This window comes from Brevibacterium sp. UCMA 11754 (assembly GCF_021532275.1).
In the GTDB taxonomy this organism is placed as follows: domain Bacteria; phylum Actinomycetota; class Actinomycetes; order Actinomycetales; family Brevibacteriaceae; genus Brevibacterium.
Genome location: NZ_JACBOT010000005.1, coordinates 1 through 16558 on the forward strand (window position 1 = coordinate 1; position 16558 = coordinate 16558).

12 protein-coding genes and 3 pseudogenes are annotated in these 16558 nt (G+C 62.5%); 7 read left to right on the forward strand and 8 right to left on the reverse strand.

Annotated features, from left to right (window positions below):
* Nucleotides 1-1002, forward strand: a pseudogene (locus HX613_RS02490) (MSCRAMM family adhesin SdrC); the annotation flags it as partial.
* Nucleotides 1003-1378: 376 nt separating this feature from the next.
* Nucleotides 1379-2902: an MFS transporter gene (locus HX613_RS02495; protein WP_235343922.1), complete on the forward strand. Its 1524-nt coding sequence runs from the start codon at nt 1379-1381 to the stop codon at nt 2900-2902.
* 130 nt (nt 2903-3032) lie between these two features.
* Here HX613_RS02495 and HX613_RS02500 read toward each other — a convergent pair whose 3' ends face one another.
* Nucleotides 3033-3758, reverse strand: coding sequence for a GntR family transcriptional regulator (locus HX613_RS02500; protein ID WP_235343923.1), 726 nt, complete (start codon nt 3756-3758; stop codon nt 3033-3035).
* A gap of 167 nt (nt 3759-3925) precedes the next feature.
* On the opposite strand from HX613_RS02500, the gene HX613_RS02505 reads away from it, so the two are divergent.
* The 4 genes from HX613_RS02505 to HX613_RS22000 all read left to right on the forward strand — a co-directional run bounded on the left by HX613_RS02505 (nt 3926) and on the right by HX613_RS22000 (nt 8395).
* Entirely contained in the window at nt 3926-6019 is a 2094-nt protein-coding gene (locus tag HX613_RS02505) for an oxidoreductase (protein WP_235343924.1), read from the forward strand.
* 171 nt (nt 6020-6190) lie between these two features.
* Nucleotides 6191-7129 (forward strand): ABC transporter permease, encoded by a 939-nt coding sequence (locus tag HX613_RS02510; RefSeq protein WP_235343925.1) that lies wholly within the window; start codon nt 6191-6193, stop codon nt 7127-7129.
* A gap of 2 nt (nt 7130-7131) precedes the next feature.
* Nucleotides 7132-8010, forward strand: coding sequence for an ABC transporter permease (locus HX613_RS02515; RefSeq protein ID WP_235343926.1), 879 nt, complete (start codon nt 7132-7134; stop codon nt 8008-8010).
* Between the two features lie 163 nt (nt 8011-8173).
* Nucleotides 8174-8395, forward strand: a complete 222-nt coding sequence (locus HX613_RS22000) for an ATP-binding cassette domain-containing protein (RefSeq protein WP_268826546.1) — start codon at nt 8174-8176, stop codon at nt 8393-8395.
* Here HX613_RS22000 and HX613_RS22005 read toward each other — a convergent pair.
* From HX613_RS22005 to HX613_RS02545, 5 genes and pseudogenes are all read right to left on the reverse strand, one after another.
* A pseudogene (locus tag HX613_RS22005) lies at nt 8306-8578 on the reverse strand (ATP-binding cassette domain-containing protein); the annotation flags it as partial. The gene HX613_RS22000 and the pseudogene HX613_RS22005 sit on opposite strands and share 90 nt — an antisense overlap.
* Nucleotides 8579-8583: 5 nt before the next feature.
* Nucleotides 8584-9462, reverse strand: a complete 879-nt coding sequence (locus tag HX613_RS02530) for an ABC transporter permease (RefSeq protein WP_235343926.1) — start codon at nt 9460-9462, stop codon at nt 8584-8586.
* A gap of 2 nt (nt 9463-9464) precedes the next feature.
* Entirely contained in the window at nt 9465-10403 is a 939-nt protein-coding gene (locus tag HX613_RS02535) for an ABC transporter permease (protein ID WP_235343925.1), read from the reverse strand.
* A gap of 171 nt (nt 10404-10574) precedes the next feature.
* On the reverse strand, nt 10575-11018 hold the full coding sequence (locus HX613_RS02540) for a hypothetical protein (protein ID WP_235343927.1): 444 nt from the start codon (nt 11016-11018) through the stop codon (nt 10575-10577).
* On the reverse strand, nt 11015-12667 hold the full coding sequence (locus HX613_RS02545) for an NADH:flavin oxidoreductase (RefSeq protein WP_235343928.1): 1653 nt from the start codon (nt 12665-12667) through the stop codon (nt 11015-11017). The genes HX613_RS02540 and HX613_RS02545 overlap by 4 nt, the downstream gene beginning before the upstream one ends.
* Nucleotides 12668-12834: 167 nt before the next feature.
* On the opposite strand from HX613_RS02545, the gene HX613_RS02550 reads away from it, so the two are divergent.
* Nucleotides 12835-13560, forward strand: coding sequence for a GntR family transcriptional regulator (locus tag HX613_RS02550; protein WP_235343923.1), 726 nt, complete (start codon nt 12835-12837; stop codon nt 13558-13560).
* Between the two features lie 130 nt (nt 13561-13690).
* On the opposite strand, the gene HX613_RS02555 is transcribed toward HX613_RS02550, so the two are convergent.
* Nucleotides 13691-15214, reverse strand: a complete 1524-nt coding sequence (locus HX613_RS02555) for an MFS transporter (RefSeq protein ID WP_235343922.1) — start codon at nt 15212-15214, stop codon at nt 13691-13693.
* Nucleotides 15215-15590: 376 nt separating this feature from the next.
* A pseudogene (locus tag HX613_RS02560) lies at nt 15591-16558 on the reverse strand (MSCRAMM family adhesin SdrC); the annotation flags it as partial.

The window sequence follows — 16558 nt, forward strand, 5'->3', positions numbered from 1 at the left end:
CCGATCGTCATCGAGCGACTCTCTTCCACCCTGGCACAGGCAATTCCAGAACCAGCTCCCGCTGTTGCCGAAACCGCTGCCCCCGAAACTTCCGTCCTCGAAATATCTGCTGCCAAAGGACCTGGAACCGAGACAGCTGCAGCTGCAGACGAATCAGCCGCAGAGCCGACGCCGGCACCAACCATCGCTGCAGGTGCAGGTGCGACATTGGCACCCGAAGCAGACGATGAGTCCGCCTCTCTCACCGCGTTCGGTGCGCCATCCGCAGCCGCTCAGACCTCGACCCAAACGCCTGCACCAGCTGGCTTCAGCATGCCGAAACCCGTTCTGATCCCGGTGGTCGCCGCGTGCATAGGCCTCCTGGGAACACTCGTCGGCGTGGCCATAGTGCCGCAGCAAGCTGGACAGACGGGGCTTCATTCCGGCAACGCAGGCACTGCAGCCTCACCTGAAGACTCCTCCTCAAAGGAGGACTCCTCTTCGAAGAGGGACGACAAGAGCAGCAACTCCCAGTCTCCAGAGGACACGAACTCGGACAAGACAGAGCAGGAGTCGGGATCCGAGAGTTCGAAGGCATCTGATTCCGACAGGGACGAGGATGAGAAGTCATCCCGGACCCCAGGGCACGATGACAGCCGCTCGGACGAGAGTCCATCAACCGAGGACAATCCCGGCGACAAGGGCGACAGTAACGATCGCCCGTCAGCAGAAGAACCCGACGAACCAAGCCCATCGGATTCTGAAAAGCCAGCCCCAGAGTCACCTTCGGAACCGACACCACCACCATCCGACGACCCCGAAACACCTTCGGACCCACCGCCGTCGGATGAGCCGACTGAGGAGCCAAGCGAGGAACCAAGCGAGGAACCGTCCGAAGAGCCGTCAGAAGAGCCAACTGATGAGCCAACCGAGGAACCATCTGATGAGTCGCCTGAGGAGCCGTCCTCGCCAGGCTCCGAAAACCCCACCCCTGATCCGACACAGAACGGCACCTCGAACTGAGCGCAGGCTCTTCAGCGAAGTGAGCGCTGGACACTGTGACATTCCTCAGGCTGACTGCACCTCCAAATGGGCTGACTGCACCCCAAATTGAAGCATCAGCTGACGCGCATCGCCCGTTCGCACACCCAAAGCCCCTCCGCCTGGGGCTGCTCCTAATAACCACAGGTTCGCCTGAGGTAAATACCCCGGTCGCTTTCAGCAGTCCCATAGAATATCTATCCGAACGACAATTCATCGTGATATGGATCACCAAATTTGTTGACATGGGTGTTTAATCGAGTGAGGATGTTCAGCATTGTCGAAAACCGAACGCCCTGGAACCCCAGGTTCGACGGGCGGTAGAAAATCGAATTGCATCTGAAACGAGGAACCACTGATGTCAGAAGGCCAAGCAACCCCCATGCCGGATGGGATAAAGCCGTCTCGCCGGGAGCGGAAGGCACTCAAGAAAAAGCGTCTGGAGGCCGACCACTGCATCGTCATCGAGCAGAAGTCCATTCGCACCGCAATCGGCGGAACCACAGTCGGCAACTTCATGGAGTGGTTCGACTTCGGTGTCTACGGCTACCTCGCCGTCACCATGACCGCCGTCTTCACTGAGGGCATGGACAGGCAGATGGGACTCCTGGTCACCCTGTTCGGTTTCGCAGTGTCCTTCCTCGTCCGCCCCCTCGGCGGCATGATTCTGGGACCGCTGGGCGACAAGATCGGGCGCCAGAAGGTCCTCTTCTTCACCATGGCCACGATGGCCACCGCCACCGCACTCATCGGCGTACTGCCCACCGCAGCTCAGATCGGCCTGTGGGTCATCATCCCTCTCTACCTGCTCAAGATGATCCAGGGCTTCTCCACCGGCGGCGAATACGCCGGTGCCACCACGTACGTCTCCGAATTCGCTCCTGACAAGTCACGTGGATTCTGGGCTTCCTGGCTCGATGTCGGCTCCTACCTCGGCTTCGCAGCGGGCGCGGGCACCGTCGCCATCACAACCGTCATCTCAACTAGCGTCGCAGGTGAGACCGCCATGGCTGACGGCGGCTGGAGGATCCCGTTCCTCATCGCAATCCCCCTCGGCGCCGTCGCCATCTGGTTCCGACTGAAGATTCCAGAGACCCCCAGCTTCGAAGCCTCGGTTGCCGAGGGTCTCGATGTGAAGGTCAAGGACGATAAGTACGCTCGCCATGGTCTGATCGGCGTCGTCCGTCACTTCTGGAGAGAGATCCTCATCGGCATCGCCATCGTCGCCGGTTCGCAGACGGTGGGCTACGCTCTCACGAGCTTCATGCCGACCTATCTCGAGGAGACTGTCAAGGTCTCGAACGTCCAAGCAGCCGCGGCCACTATTCCGGTGCTCGTGATCATGTCCCTATGCCTTCCGCTCATCGGCAGGCTCTCGGACCGACTCGGACGCAAGTTCGTCTTCATTGTCGCGGCAGCTGCCACGATCGTGCTCATCGTTCCGGCGTTCGCCATCATGCAGATCGGTGAGATGTGGGCGATCACGATCGCCTTGTTCATGGTTGCGGTTCCGGCAGCCTTCTACATCGCCTGCCTGGCGTCGACGCTTCCTGCCCTGTTCCCGACGGCCTCGCGCTACGGTGCAATGGGCCTGACGTTCAACCTCGGAGTCTCCCTGTTCGGCGGCACCACACCGTTGGTCAGCCAGGCGCTCATCGACGCCACCGGCAACTCGTACATGCCCGCCTTCTACATCATGTTCTTCTCCATCGTTGCTCTCGTTGCCGTGCTGCTCATGAAGGAATCTGCACACCGGCCGTTGCCGGGGTCGTTCCCGACGGTCAACACGCACGAGGAAGCAGTCGAACTCGCGCGCACCCAGGATGACAACCCCGACCTCGATATGGACACCATGCCGATCCCGGTCGTGGCTAAGCTCTAGCCCAAGACCGAGCTATAGCCCGAGTCTGCGGTCGAGCGTCTAACCCCAGTCCTGGCCAGCACCGAGGCGGCCGGTCCCGATGCGGGGACGGCCGCCTCGTCGTATGCCTGCGCCTGGCTGACCTGAGCAGCTAGCGTTCTACCGCGCGTTTGAAATAGAAGAGGTTGTCGACGACGAGGGCCCGTGCCTCGTCAGAGCGGCCCGCCTCGATGAGTCCGACGAGGTCGACGATCTGCTGAGCCGACTCGCTGTCGACGACCGAGGCGATCGAGTGCGCCGCGAAGACTCGCGACTGGTCGCGCAGGCGCAGGCTGATCTCTGCAGCTCTCCTGCCGAGCCCGTATTCGAGAAGGTGTTCATGGAACATGCGATCAGCAGTCATGAATCCGATCGTGTCATCCCGGGCAGCAGCGGCCAGAGCGTCCTCGGCATTCCTGCGCAGATCACCGAGTGCGGCCTCGCACGATGTCGGATCCTCCACAGCACGGGAGCACAGCGCTTCCACTGCCGGATCGGCAAGCAGCGCTCTGATCCGGATGATCTCCTCCAGGTCTTCTCGCGTCACCGGAACCAGACGGAAGCCGCGATTCGGCACGGCCTCGACGGTTCCCTCTGTCACGAGAGACATCATGGCCTCCCTGACCGGGCTCAACGAGATCCCCAACTGCTTGGCCAGTCCCGCCGCCGAGTAGATCGTGTCCTCGGCGAGATCACCGGTTGTGATCGCATGACGGATGACGATAAGCGCGTGCTCCCGCAGCGAGGGAGCCGACTCGGGTCGCACCGGGGCAGGCGCCGGTGCGGGCCTCGGAGTCGGTCGCTTCGCAGCAGGGGCGGGGGACTCGCTTCTGATCAAGATTCTCCTTCGATGGCTATTGACAGCATAACCACAACGACTCACGATTGAGTGAAGTAATCGGTTATCGACTACTCTCATTTCGATCGAGTCGGGATGAGCTCGTCGACACCATGGTGTGGTTCCTGCGAAGTGACCACAGTCGTTCCTGCGAAGAAGGAGGAACCATGTCCCACGATCCTCTGCTCCAGCCCTTCACCTTGGGCCCGGTGCAGCTCAAAAACCGCATCGTCTCCACCGCGCATGAGCCGGCCTACACCGAACTCGGCATGCCCAAGGACCGCTATCGTCTCTACCACCGGGAAAAGGCCCGCGGCGGGGTGGGGCTGACGATGACAGCCGGCTCGGCCATCGTTTCGAAGGACTCCCCCGCCGCTTTCGGCAATGTCGACCTCTCCACCGACGAGGTGATTCCCTGGCTGGCCGCGATCGCAGATGACTGCCACGCCGAGGGGACCGCAGTGATGATCCAGCTCACCCACCTCGGCCCGCGCAACTCGAACTTCACCGCCGATTGGCTGCCTCTCATCTCCTCGGGCCGCCACCGCGAACCCACCCACCGGTCATTCACCAAGGCCATGGAGGACTTCGACATCGAGCGGGTGGTCGAGGACTTCGCGGCGGCCACGGCTCGAGTCAAGGCAGCAGGATTCGACGGTCTGGAGTTCCTCCACTCCGGCCACCTCGTCGACTACTTCTTCGCCTCGCGGTTCAATGAGCGCGAGGATGAGTACAACGGGGATCTGACAGCCCGGATGCGCTTCCCGCTCCAAATCATCGACGCGATGCGCGGCGCTTCGGAGGGACTCGCCCTCGGCGTCCGCATGTCAGTCCTCGAACAGCTCGAGGACGGCATCACCGAAGAGGCCTCCATCGCGGTGCTCAAGGAGTATGCCGCCCATGGCGTCGACTTCCTCAACCTCAACGTCGGAAGCATCAGCTCCGACAAAGAACTCGCCGAGGCGATCCCGGGCATGGGCACCCCCTCGGCGCCCTGGCTCGAGACCTGCCGACGCATCCGCGAAGCGATCGACGTCCCCGTTCTCCACGCCGCCCGGATCGCCGATGCACCCACGGCCCGGTTTGCGATCGAGGACGGCTGCCTCGACCTCGTGGGTATGACCCGGGCGCAGCTGGCTGACCCCTATCTGGTGAAGAAGATCGAGGAGAAGCGGGAGGATGACATCCGCCCGTGCGTGGGAGCGAACATGTGCCTCGACAGCATCTACACCTCAGGCGCTGCAACCTGCATCCACAATCCCGCCAGCGGGCGCGAGGCCGATCTGCCACAGGAGATCACCCGCGACGTCGAGTCCGGCCCGAAGCACATCGTCATCGTCGGCGCCGGACCCGCCGGCCTCGAAGCCGCACGGGTCGCTGCAGTGCGCGGGCATCGGGTCACCCTGCTCGAGGCCGACTCTGCCGTGGGAGGCCAGGTGAAGATCGCCGCTCGCTCACAGCGGCGCCGCGATCTCATCGGCATCATCGACTGGCGCGAGCAGCAGTGCCGCAAGCACGGCGTCGACATCCGCGTGGACACCTTCGCCGAGGCGGGCGAGATCCTCGCGCTCTCACCTGATGTCGTCATCGTCGCCACCGGCGGTGTCCCAGATGCCGGCTACCCCTTCCGTGAGGAGGGGCCCTCGTTCGACGTCTGGGACGTCATGGATGACAGCCTGCGCAACAAGTCCCGTGTCCTCGTCTTCGACGACCATGGCTTCTACCCTGCCCTCGACGCCGTCGAACACCTGGCCCGCAACGGTCAGGAGGTGACCTATGTCAGCCCCGAACGCACCATCGGCGTCGACGTCGGATCGATGAATTCCCCCGCCTATCTGCAGGTGTTCTCAGAATTCGGAGTCACCGTCCACCTCGGGGAGCGGCTCGCGGCGAAGCCGAAGATCGCGGGCAAGTTGGTCACCGCACGACTGCGCAATGACTACTCGGGCATCGAGACCGAGCTCGAGACCGACGCCGTGGTCGTCGATTTCGGAACCACACCCAATGACGATGTCTACTTCGAGCTCAAACCGCAGTCGAGCAATCACGGTGAGATCGACATCGATTCTTGGATTCACGGTCGAACCCAGCCGCATCGCGAAAGCGGAGCAGTCACCTACCCCACCCCCGGATCGGCTTCCCCGGGCCCCGCCGCCGAGGCGAGCTCTCCCTTCGCGCTGTACCGGATCGGTGATGCGGTCGCCTCACGCAACGTCCATGCCGCGGTCCTCGAAGGACTGCGAGTGGGAATGGGGCTGTAGCGCCGCCTCCTTCGCACTCAGCTCTGCGACACTCAGTGACTCTGCGACACTCAGTGACAGGGAGCCATGGCAAGCCCGTCTGCCGATAGACTTTTTTCGGCAGATCATTGTTAGCTGAGTCACATAAAGGTAGATTGAACATACCTTTACGCATCGATGGAGAGAGCGAACGTGGGCAAATACATCGCCAGGCGCATATTTCTCATGGTTCCCATCGTCCTCGGCGTTGCCACACTCTCGTTCGTACTCATGCAGCTCGCTCCCGGCGATCCTGCCGCTGCCTACCTCGGTGACAAAGCCACTCCGGAGGCGGTTGCCCAGCTGCGGCACGCATGGGGACTCGATCAGCCGTTCCTCATTCAGTACTTCCAGTTCCTCGGCGGTCTGGTCATCGGAGATTTCGGCCCGTCATTCATCTTCCAGACCTCCGTGCTCGAGCTGCTCAAGCTGCGCATGCCTGCAACCCTCATGCTCATGCTCGTCTCGGTCATCTTCGCCGTCGCCATCTCCATCCCGATCTCGCTGTGGGTGGCAGCGACCAAGAGCCCAACAGCGGCGATCGTCTCCCGGATCTTCACCGCCACGGTCCAGGGGATGCCTGCATTCTTCGTCGGCACCCTGTTGATCCTGGTTCTCGGCGTGAATACGGGACTGTTCCCTGTCGGCGGATATGGGCGCAACCTCGGCGAGCATCTCTATTCTCTGGTGCTGCCCGGGATCGCGGTCGCACTCACAATCTGCCCCGTCCTCATCCGCAGCCTGACCGCGGCGCTCAACGATTCGCTGTCGGCCGAGTACACGAACTTCGCAATGTCCAAGGGCCTGAGCCGGTCGAAGACGGTGACGAACTACGCGTTCCGCAATGCAGGAATCACGGGGATCTCGATCCTCGGCATCCAGGTCGGGCATCTTGTCGGCGGTGCTCTCATCGTCGAGAACGTGTTCGCGATCCCGGGCGCCGGTTCGCTGCTCATGCAGTCGGTGCTGGCCCGTGACTACAACGTCGTCCAGGCGCTGACCGTCGTCTTCGGCGTGCTCGTCGTCCTCGTCTATCTGCTCACCGACATCATCTACAGCGTCGTCGATCCGCGCGTACGGCTGGGAGGCTGAGCATGTCCGTCGAACCTCTTGCGTCCCAGACCACACCACAGGCCCGCTTCACGTTGCCGCTGCCGGCGTTCCTGCGGCGGCACAATCTGCAGCTGTGGACCGGTCTGGCCATTATGGGGATCATCGTCGCGATCCTGGCAATCGGGCCGCTGCTCGTCACTGCCGATCCGAATCGACAGGACCTCCTCAACGCCTTCGGCCCGTCCTCTCTCGCCCACCCTATGGGCACGGATCAGCTGGGTCGCGACATCCTGTCCCGCTTTCTCAACGGCGGACGAGTCGATCTCATGGTCGCCGTCATCGCCGTCATCGTGCCGTTCATCCTGGGCACCGCGCTGGGGGCCTTGGCGGGATATTTCGGCAGGTGGGTCGATGTCGTCATCATGCGCCTGGCCGATATCGTCTCGGCCTTCCCCTTCTACGTCCTCGTCATCGTGCTCGTGTTCGTCATGGGCAACGGCATGGCCAGCATCTTCGTCGCCATCAGCCTCGTGTCCTGGGTCGCCTACGCCCGCATCGTCCGCGGTGAGGTCCTTGTGCTGCGAGAGGCGGAGTTCATCTCCGCCTGTCGCGCCAGCGGACTCTCCACTCCGCGCATTCTCGCCCGACACGTCATCCCGAACACCGTCAGCCAGGGAATCATCTACGGCATGAGTGACATCGTCCTCAACATCGGCGTCGTCGTCACCCTCAGCTTCTTCGGCATGGGCATCGTCCCGCCGACAGCTGACTGGGGCCAGATGATGAATGACGGCCAACAGTACATGGGCACCGGCAACTACGGACTCATCCTCTGGCCCGGCTTCGCCGTCGTCCTCGTATCCCTGGCGTTGGCGCTCATCGGTGACGGCCTGACCAACATCCTGAAGCCGAAGAGGTGAACCATATGAGTCCCGAATCCGCGACGTCTCAGCCTAGTCAGTCACAGCCCGGCAGGCCCTGCCACTGCTCGAGGTCGACTCGCTCACCGTCGACATCGACGGGGAGGTCGGCAAGCACCGGATCCTCGACGATGTTTCGATCACCCTTGAGCCGGGAGAGCCGATGGGCCTCGTCGGCGAATCGGGGTCAGGGAAGTCGATGACCCTGCGCACGATTCTCGGGATGCTGCCGCCGGCGGCCACTGTCGTCGAAGGGGAAGTCAGATTCCGGGGGAGAAAACATCCTGAGGATGTTCCTCCCCCGGAATCTGACTTCCCCTTCGACGACAGTGGCCGCCGGCGGCAGCATCCCGAGAATCGTGCGCAGGGTCATCGACTTCCCTGACCCCGATTCGCCGACGAGGCCCATCGGCTCTCCCGGCTCAAGGGTGATCGAAACATCGTCGAGGATCCGGTGCTTGCCGACCTCCCCGTCGATGTCGACGGTGAGCGAGTCGACCTCGAGCAGTGGCAGGGCCTGCCCGGGCTGTGACTGACTAGGCTGAGACGTCGCGGATTCGGGACTCATATGGTTCACCTCTTCGGCTTCAGGATGTTGGTCAGGCCGTCACCGATGAGCGCCAACGCCAGGGATACGAGGACGACGGCGAAGCCGGGCCAGAGGATGAGTCCGTAGTTGCCGGTGCCCATGTACTGTTGGCCGTCATTCATCATCTGGCCCCAGTCAGCTGTCGGCGGGACGATGCCCATGCCGAAGAAGCTGAGGGTGACGACGACGCCGATGTTGAGGACGATGTCACTCATGCCGTAGATGATTCCCTGGCTGACGGTGTTCGGGATGACGTGTCGGGCGAGAATGCGCGGAGTGGAGAGTCCGCTGGCGCGACAGGCGGAGATGAACTCCGCCTCTCGCAGCACAAGGACCTCACCGCGGACGATGCGGGCGTAGGCGACCCAGGACACGAGGCTGATGGCGACGAAGATGCTGGCCATGCCGTTGCCCATGACGAACACGAGCACGATGACGAGGACGTAGAAGGGGAAGGCCGAGACGATATCGGCCAGGCGCATGATGACGACATCGACCCACCTGCCGAAATATCCCGCCAAGGCCCCCAGCGCGGTGCCCAGGATGAACGGCACGATGACGGCGATGACGGCGACCATGAGATCGACTCGTCCGCCGTTGAGAAAGCGGGACAGGATGTCGCGACCCAGCTGATCCGTGCCCATAGGGTGGGCGAGAGAGGACGGGCCGAAGGCGTTGAGGAGGTCCTGTCGATTCGGATCGGCAGTGACGAGCAGCGGCCCGATTGCCAGGATCGCGACGATGATCCCCATAATGGCCAGACCGGTCCACAGCTGCAGATTGTGCCGCCGCAGGAACGCCGGCAGCGGCAACGTGAAGCGGGCCTGTGGTGTGGTCTGGGACGCAAGAGGTTCGACGGACATGCTCAGCCTCCCAGCCGTACGCGCGGATCGACGACGCTGTAGATGATGTCGGTGAGCAGATAGACGAGGACGACGAGCACGCCGAAGACGACGGTCAGCGCCTGGACGACGTTGTAGTCACGGGCCAGCACCGACTGCATGAGCAGCGAACCGGCGCCCGGGATCGCGAACACGTTCTCGACGATGAGAGCACCGCCGACAAGATGCCCGACCTGGATGCCGAGGATCGAGATCCCCGTGATTCCTGCATTGCGGAACGCGTAGTTCGTCACCGTCTTCGACCGGCTCAGGCCCTTGGACATTGCGAAGTTCGTGTACTCGGCCGACAGCGAATCGTTGAGCGCCGCGGTCAGGCTGCGGATGAGGACGGGGCAGATTGTGAGTGCGACCGCGATCCCGGGCAGCACCAGAGAATAGAGATGCTCGCCGAGGTTGCGCCCATATCCGCCGACAGGGAACAGTCCCGTATTCACGCCGAGAACCAGGATCAACAGGGTGCCGACGAAGAATGCAGGCATCCCCTGGACCGTGGCGGTGAAGATCCGGGAGACGATCGCCGCTGTTGGGCTCTTGGTCGCTGCCACCCACAGCGAGATCGGGATGGAGATGGCGACGGCGAAGATGACCGAGACGAGCATGAGCATGAGGGTTGCAGGCATGCGCAGCTTGAGCAGCTCGAGCACGGAGGTCTGGAAGATGAATGACGGGCCGAAATCTCCGATGACCAGACCGCCGAGGAACTGGAAGTACTGAATGAGGAACGGCTGATCGAGTCCCCATGCGTGCCGCAGCTGGGCAACCGCCTCCGGAGTGGCTTTGTCACCGAGGTAGGCAGCGGCAGGATCGCCGGGAGCGAGCTGCATGAGTACGAACGAGAGTGTGGCAACGCCGAGGACGATGGGAACCATGAGAAATATGCGCCTGGCGATGTATTTGCCCACGTTCGCTCTCTCCATCGATGCGTAAAGGTATGTTCAATCTACCTTTATGTGACTCAGCTAACAATGATCTGCCGAAAAAAGTCTATCGGCAGACGGGCTTGCCATGGCTCCCTGTCACTGAGTGTCGCAGAGTCACTGAGTGTCGCAGAGCTGAGTGCGAAGGAGGCGGCGCTACAGCCCCATTCCCACTCGCAGTCCTTCGAGGACCGCGGCATGGACGTTGCGTGAGGCGACCGCATCACCGATCCGGTACAGCGCGAAGGGAGAGCTCGCCTCGGCGGCGGGGCCCGGGGAAGCCGATCCGGGGGTGGGGTAGGTGACTGCTCCGCTTTCGCGATGCGGCTGGGTTCGACCGTGAATCCAAGAATCGATGTCGATCTCACCGTGATTGCTCGACTGCGGTTTGAGCTCGAAGTAGACATCGTCATTGGGTGTGGTTCCGAAATCGACGACCACGGCGTCGGTCTCGAGCTCGGTCTCGATGCCCGAGTAGTCATTGCGCAGTCGTGCGGTGACCAACTTGCCCGCGATCTTCGGCTTCGCCGCGAGCCGCTCCCCGAGGTGGACGGTGACTCCGAATTCTGAGAACACCTGCAGATAGGCGGGGGAATTCATCGATCCGACGTCGACGCCGATGGTGCGTTCGGGCTGACATAGGTCACCTCCTGACCGTTGCGGGCCAGGTGTTCGACGGCGTCGAGGGCAGGGTAGAAGCCATGGTCGTCGAAGACGAGGACACGGGACTTGTTGCGCAGGCTGTCATCCATGACGTCCCAGACGTCGAACGAGGGCCCCTCCTCACGGAAGGGGTAGCCGGCATCTGGGACACCGCCGGTGGCGACGATGACGACATCAGGTGAGAGCGCGAGGATCTCGCCCGCCTCGGCGAAGGTGTCCACGCGGATGTCGACGCCGTGCTTGCGGCACTGCTGCTCGCGCCAGTCGATGATGCCGATGAGATCGCGGCGCCGCTGTGAGCGAGCGGCGATCTTCACCTGGCCTCCCACGGCAGAGTCGGCCTCGAGCAGGGTGACCCGATGCCCGCGCACTGCAGCGACCCGTGCGGCTTCGAGGCCGGCGGGTCCGGCGCCGACGATGACGATGTGCTTCGGGCCGGACTCGACGTCGCGGGTGATCTCCTGTGGCAGATCGGCCTCGCGCCCGCTGGCGGGATTGTGGATGCAGGTTGCAGCGCCTGAGGTGTAGATGCTGTCGAGGCACATGTTCGCTCCCACGCACGGGCGGATGTCATCCTCCCGCTTCTCCTCGATCTTCTTCACCAGATAGGGGTCAGCCAGCTGCGCCCGGGTCATACCCACGAGGTCGAGGCAGCCGTCCTCGATCGCAAACCGGGCCGTGGGTGCATCGGCGATCCGGGCGGCGTGGAGAACGGGGACGTCGATCGCTTCGCGGATGCGTCGGCAGGTCTCGAGCCAGGGCGCCGAGGGGGTGCCCATGCCCGGGATCGCCTCGGCGAGTTCTTTGTCGGAGCTGATGCTTCCGACGTTGAGGTTGAGGAAGTCGACGCCATGGGCGGCATACTCCTTGAGCACCGCGATGGAGGCCTCTTCGGTGATGCCGTCCTCGAGCTGTTCGAGGACTGACATGCGGACGCCGAGGGCGAGTCCCTCCGAAGCGCCGCGCATCGCGTCGATGATTTGGAGCGGGAAGCGCATCCGGGCTGTCAGATCCCCGTTGTACTCATCCTCGCGCTCATTGAACCGCGAGGCGAAGAAGTAGTCGACGAGGTGGCCGGAGTGGAGGAACTCCAGACCGTCGAATCCTGCTGCCTTGACTCGAGCCGTGGCCGCCGCGAAGTCCTCGACCACCCGCTCGATGTCGAAGTCCTCCATGGCCTTGGTGAATGACCGGTGGGTGGGTTCGCGGTGGCGGCCCGAGGAGATGAGAGGCAGCCAATCGGCGGTGAAGTTCGAGTTGCGCGGGCCGAGGTGGGTGAGCTGGATCATCACTGCGGTCCCCTCGGCGTGGCAGTCATCTGCGATCGCGGCCAGCCAGGGAATCACCTCGTCGGTGGAGAGGTCGACATTGCCGAAAGCGGCGGGGGAGTCCTTCGAAACGATGGCCGAGCCGGCTGTCATCGTCAGCCCCACCCCGCCGCGGGCCTTTTCCCGGTGGTAGAGACGATAGCGGTCCTTGGGCATGCCGAGTTCGGTGTAGGCCGGCTCATGCGCGGTGGAGACGATGCGGTTTTTGAGCTGCACCGGGCCCAAGGTGAAGGGCTGGAGCAGAGGATCGTGGGACATGGTTCCTCCTTCTTCGCAGGAACGACTGTGGTCACTTCGCAGGAACCACACCATGGTGTCGACGAGCTCATCCCGACTCGATCGAAATGAGAGTAGTCGATAACCGATTACTTCACTCAATCGTGAGTCGTTGTGGTTATGCTGTCAATAGCCATCGAAGGAGAATCTTGATCAGAAGCGAGTCCCCCGCCCCTGCTGCGAAGCGACCGACTCCGAGGCCCGCACCGGCGCCTGCCCCGGTGCGACCCGAGTCGGCTCCCTCGCTGCGGGAGCACGCGCTTATCGTCATCCGTCATGCGATCACAACCGGTGATCTCGCCGAGGACACGATCTACTCGGCGGCGGGACTGGCCAAGCAGTTGGGGATCTCGTTGAGCCCGGTCAGGGAGGCCATGATGTCTCTCGTGACAGAGGGAACCGTCGAGGCCGTGCCGAATCGCGGCTTCCGTCTGGTTCCGGTGACGCGAGAAGACCTGGAGGAGATCATCCGGATCAGAGCGCTGCTTGCCGATCCGGCAGTGGAAGCGCTGTGCTCCCGTGCTGTGGAGGATCCGACATCGTGCGAGGCCGCACTCGGTGATCTGCGCAGGAATGCCGAGGACGCTCTGGCCGCTGCTGCCCGGGATGACACGATCGGATTCATGACTGCTGATCGCATGTTCCATGAACACCTTCTCGAATACGGGCTCGGCAGGAGAGCTGCAGAGATCAGCCTGCGCCTGCGCGACCAGTCGCGAGTCTTCGCGGCGCACTCGATCGCCTCGGTCGTCGACAGCGAGTCGGCTCAGCAGATCGTCGACCTCGTCGGACTCATCGAGGCGGGCCGCTCTGACGAGGCACGGGCCCTCGTCGTCGACAACCTCTTCTATTTCAAACGCGCGGTAGAACGCTAGCTGCTCAGGTCAGCCAGGCGCAGGCATACGACGAGGCGGCCGTCCCCGCATCGGGACCGGCCGCCTCGGTGCTGGCCAGGACTGGGGTTAGACGCTCGACCGCAGACTCGGGCTATAGCTCGGTCTTGGGCTAGAGCTTAGCCACGACCGGGATCGGCATGGTGTCCATATCGAGGTCGGGGTTGTCATCCTGGGTGCGCGCGAGTTCGACTGCTTCCTCGTGCGTGTTGACCGTCGGGAACGACCCCGGCAACGGCCGGTGTGCAGATTCCTTCATGAGCAGCACGGCAACGAGAGCAACGATGGAGAAGAACATGATGTAGAAGGCGGGCATGTACGAGTTGCCGGTGGCGTCGATGAGCGCCTGGCTGACCAACGGTGTGGTGCCGCCGAACAGGGAGACTCCGAGGTTGAACGTCAGGCCCATTGCACCGTAGCGCGAGGCCGTCGGGAACAGGGCAGGAAGCGTCGACGCCAGGCAGGCGATGTAGAAGGCTGCCGGAACCGCAACCATGAACAAGGCGATCGTGATCGCCCACATCTCACCGATCTGCATGATGGCGAACGCCGGAACGATGAGCACGATCGTGGCAGCTGCCGCGACAATGAAGACGAACTTGCGTCCGAGTCGGTCCGAGAGCCTGCCGATGAGCGGAAGGCATAGGGACATGATCACGAGCACCGGAATAGTGGCCGCGGCTGCTTGGACGTTCGAGACCTTGACAGTCTCCTCGAGATAGGTCGGCATGAAGCTCGTGAGAGCGTAGCCCACCGTCTGCGAACCGGCGACGATGGCGATGCCGATGAGGATCTCTCTCCAGAAGTGACGGACGACGCCGATCAGACCATGGCGAGCGTACTTATCGTCCTTGACCTTCACATCGAGACCCTCGGCAACCGAGGCTTCGAAGCTGGGGGTCTCTGGAATCTTCAGTCGGAACCAGATGGCGACGGCGCCGAGGGGGATTGCGATGAGGAACGGGATCCTCCAGCCGCCGTCAGCCATGGCGGTCTCACCTGCGACGCTAGTTGAGATGACGGTTGTGATGGCGACGGTGCCCGCGCCCGCTGCGAAGCCGAGGTAGGAGCCGACATCGAGCCAGGAAGCCCAGAATCCACGTGACTTGTCAGGAGCGAATTCGGAGACGTACGTGGTGGCACCGGCGTATTCGCCGCCGGTGGAGAAGCCCTGGATCATCTTGAGCAGGTAGAGAGGGATGATGACCCACAGGCCGATCTGAGCTGCGGTGGGCAGTACGCCGATGAGTGCGGTGGCGGTGGCCATCGTGGCCATGGTGAAGAAGAGGACCTTCTGGCGCCCGATCTTGTCGCCCAGCGGTCCCAGAATCATGCCGCCGAGGGGGCGGACGAGGAAGGACACTGCGAAACCGAACAGGGTGACCAGGAGTCCCATCTGCCTGTCCATGCCCTCAGTGAAGACGGCGGTCATGGTGACGGCGAGGTAGCCGTAGACACCGAAGTCGAACCACTCCATGAAGTTGCCGACTGTGGTTCCGCCGATTGCGGTGCGAATGGACTTCTGCTCGATGACGATGCAGTGGTCGGCCTCCAGACGCTTTTTCTTGAGTGCCTTCCGCTCCCGGCGAGACGGCTTTATCCCATCCGGCATGGGGGTTGCTTGGCCTTCTGACATCAGTGGTTCCTCGTTTCAGATGCAATTCGATTTTCTACCGCCCGTCGAACCTGGGGTTCCAGGGCGTTCGGTTTTCGACAATGCTGAACATCCTCACTCGATTAAACACCCATGTCAACAAATTTGGTGATCCATATCACGATGAATTGTCGTTCGGATAGATATTCTATGGGACTGCTGAAAGCGACCGGGGTATTTACCTCAGGCGAACCTGTGGTTATTAGGAGCAGCCCCAGGCGGAGGGGCTTTGGGTGTGCGAACGGGCGATGCGCGTCAGCTGATGCTTCAATTTGGGGTGCAGTCAGCCCATTTGGAGGTGCAGTCAGCCTGAGGAATGTCACAGTGTCCAGCGCTCACTTCGCTGAAGAGCCTGCGCTCAGTTCGAGGTGCCGTTCTGTGTCGGATCAGGGGTGGGGTTTTCGGAGCCTGGCGAGGACGGCTCCTCAGGCGACTCATCAGATGGTTCCTCGGTTGGCTCATCAGTTGGCTCTTCTGACGGCTCTTCGGACGGTTCCTCGCTTGGTTCCTCGCTTGGCTCCTCAGTCGGCTCATCCGACGGCGGTGGGTCCGAAGGTGTTTCGGGGTCGTCGGATGGTGGTGGTGTCGGTTCCGAAGGTGACTCTGGGGCTGGCTTTTCAGAATCCGATGGGCTTGGTTCGTCGGGTTCTTCTGCTGACGGGCGATCGTTACTGTCGCCCTTGTCGCCGGGATTGTCCTCGGTTGATGGACTCTCGTCCGAGCGGCTGTCATCGTGCCCTGGGGTCCGGGATGACTTCTCATCCTCGTCCCTGTCGGAATCAGATGCCTTCGAACTCTCGGATCCCGACTCCTGCTCTGTCTTGTCCGAGTTCGTGTCCTCTGGAGACTGGGAGTTGCTGCTCTTGTCGTCCCTCTTCGAAGAGGAGTCCTCCTTTGAGGAGGAGTCTTCAGGTGAGGCTGCAGTGCCTGCGTTGCCGGAATGAAGCCCCGTCTGTCCAGCTTGCTGCGGCACTATGGCCACGCCGACGAGTGTTCCCAGGAGGCCTATGCACGCGGCGACCACCGGGATCAGAACGGGTTTCGGCATGCTGAAGCCAGCTGGTGCAGGCGTTTGGGTCGAGGTCTGAGCGGCTGCGGATGGCGCACCGAACGCGGTGAGAGAGGCGGACTCATCGTCTGCTTCGGGTGCCAATGTCGCACCTGCACCTGCAGCGATGGTTGGTGCCGGCGTCGGCTCTGCGGCTGATTCGTCTGCAGCTGCAGCTGTCTCGGTTCCAGGTCCTTTGGCAGCAGATATTTCGAGGACGGAAGTTTCGGGGGCAGCGGTTTCGGCAACAGCGGGAGCTGGTTCTGGAATTGCCTGTG

Excerpts from the sequence above, each read along its gene's own strand:
- HX613_RS02540 (WP_235343927.1), bottom strand. The coding sequence starts at position 11,018 with ATGAATTCCCCCGCCTATCTGCAGGTGTTCTCAGAATTCGGAGTCACC.
- HX613_RS02495 (WP_235343922.1), top strand. The coding sequence starts at position 1,379 with ATGTCAGAAGGCCAAGCAACCCCCATGCCGGATGGGATAAAGCCGTCT.
- HX613_RS02530 (WP_235343926.1), bottom strand. The coding sequence starts at position 9,462 with ATGTCCGTCGAACCTCTTGCGTCCCAGACCACACCACAGGCCCGCTTC.
- HX613_RS02505 (WP_235343924.1), top strand. The coding sequence starts at position 3,926 with ATGTCCCACGATCCTCTGCTCCAGCCCTTCACCTTGGGCCCGGTGCAG.
- HX613_RS22000 (WP_268826546.1), top strand. The coding sequence starts at position 8,174 with ATGGGCCTCGTCGGCGAATCGGGGTCAGGGAAGTCGATGACCCTGCGC.
- HX613_RS02515 (WP_235343926.1), top strand. The coding sequence starts at position 7,132 with ATGTCCGTCGAACCTCTTGCGTCCCAGACCACACCACAGGCCCGCTTC.
- HX613_RS02545 (WP_235343928.1), bottom strand. The coding sequence starts at position 12,667 with ATGTCCCACGATCCTCTGCTCCAGCCCTTCACCTTGGGCCCGGTGCAG.
- HX613_RS02555 (WP_235343922.1), bottom strand. The coding sequence starts at position 15,214 with ATGTCAGAAGGCCAAGCAACCCCCATGCCGGATGGGATAAAGCCGTCT.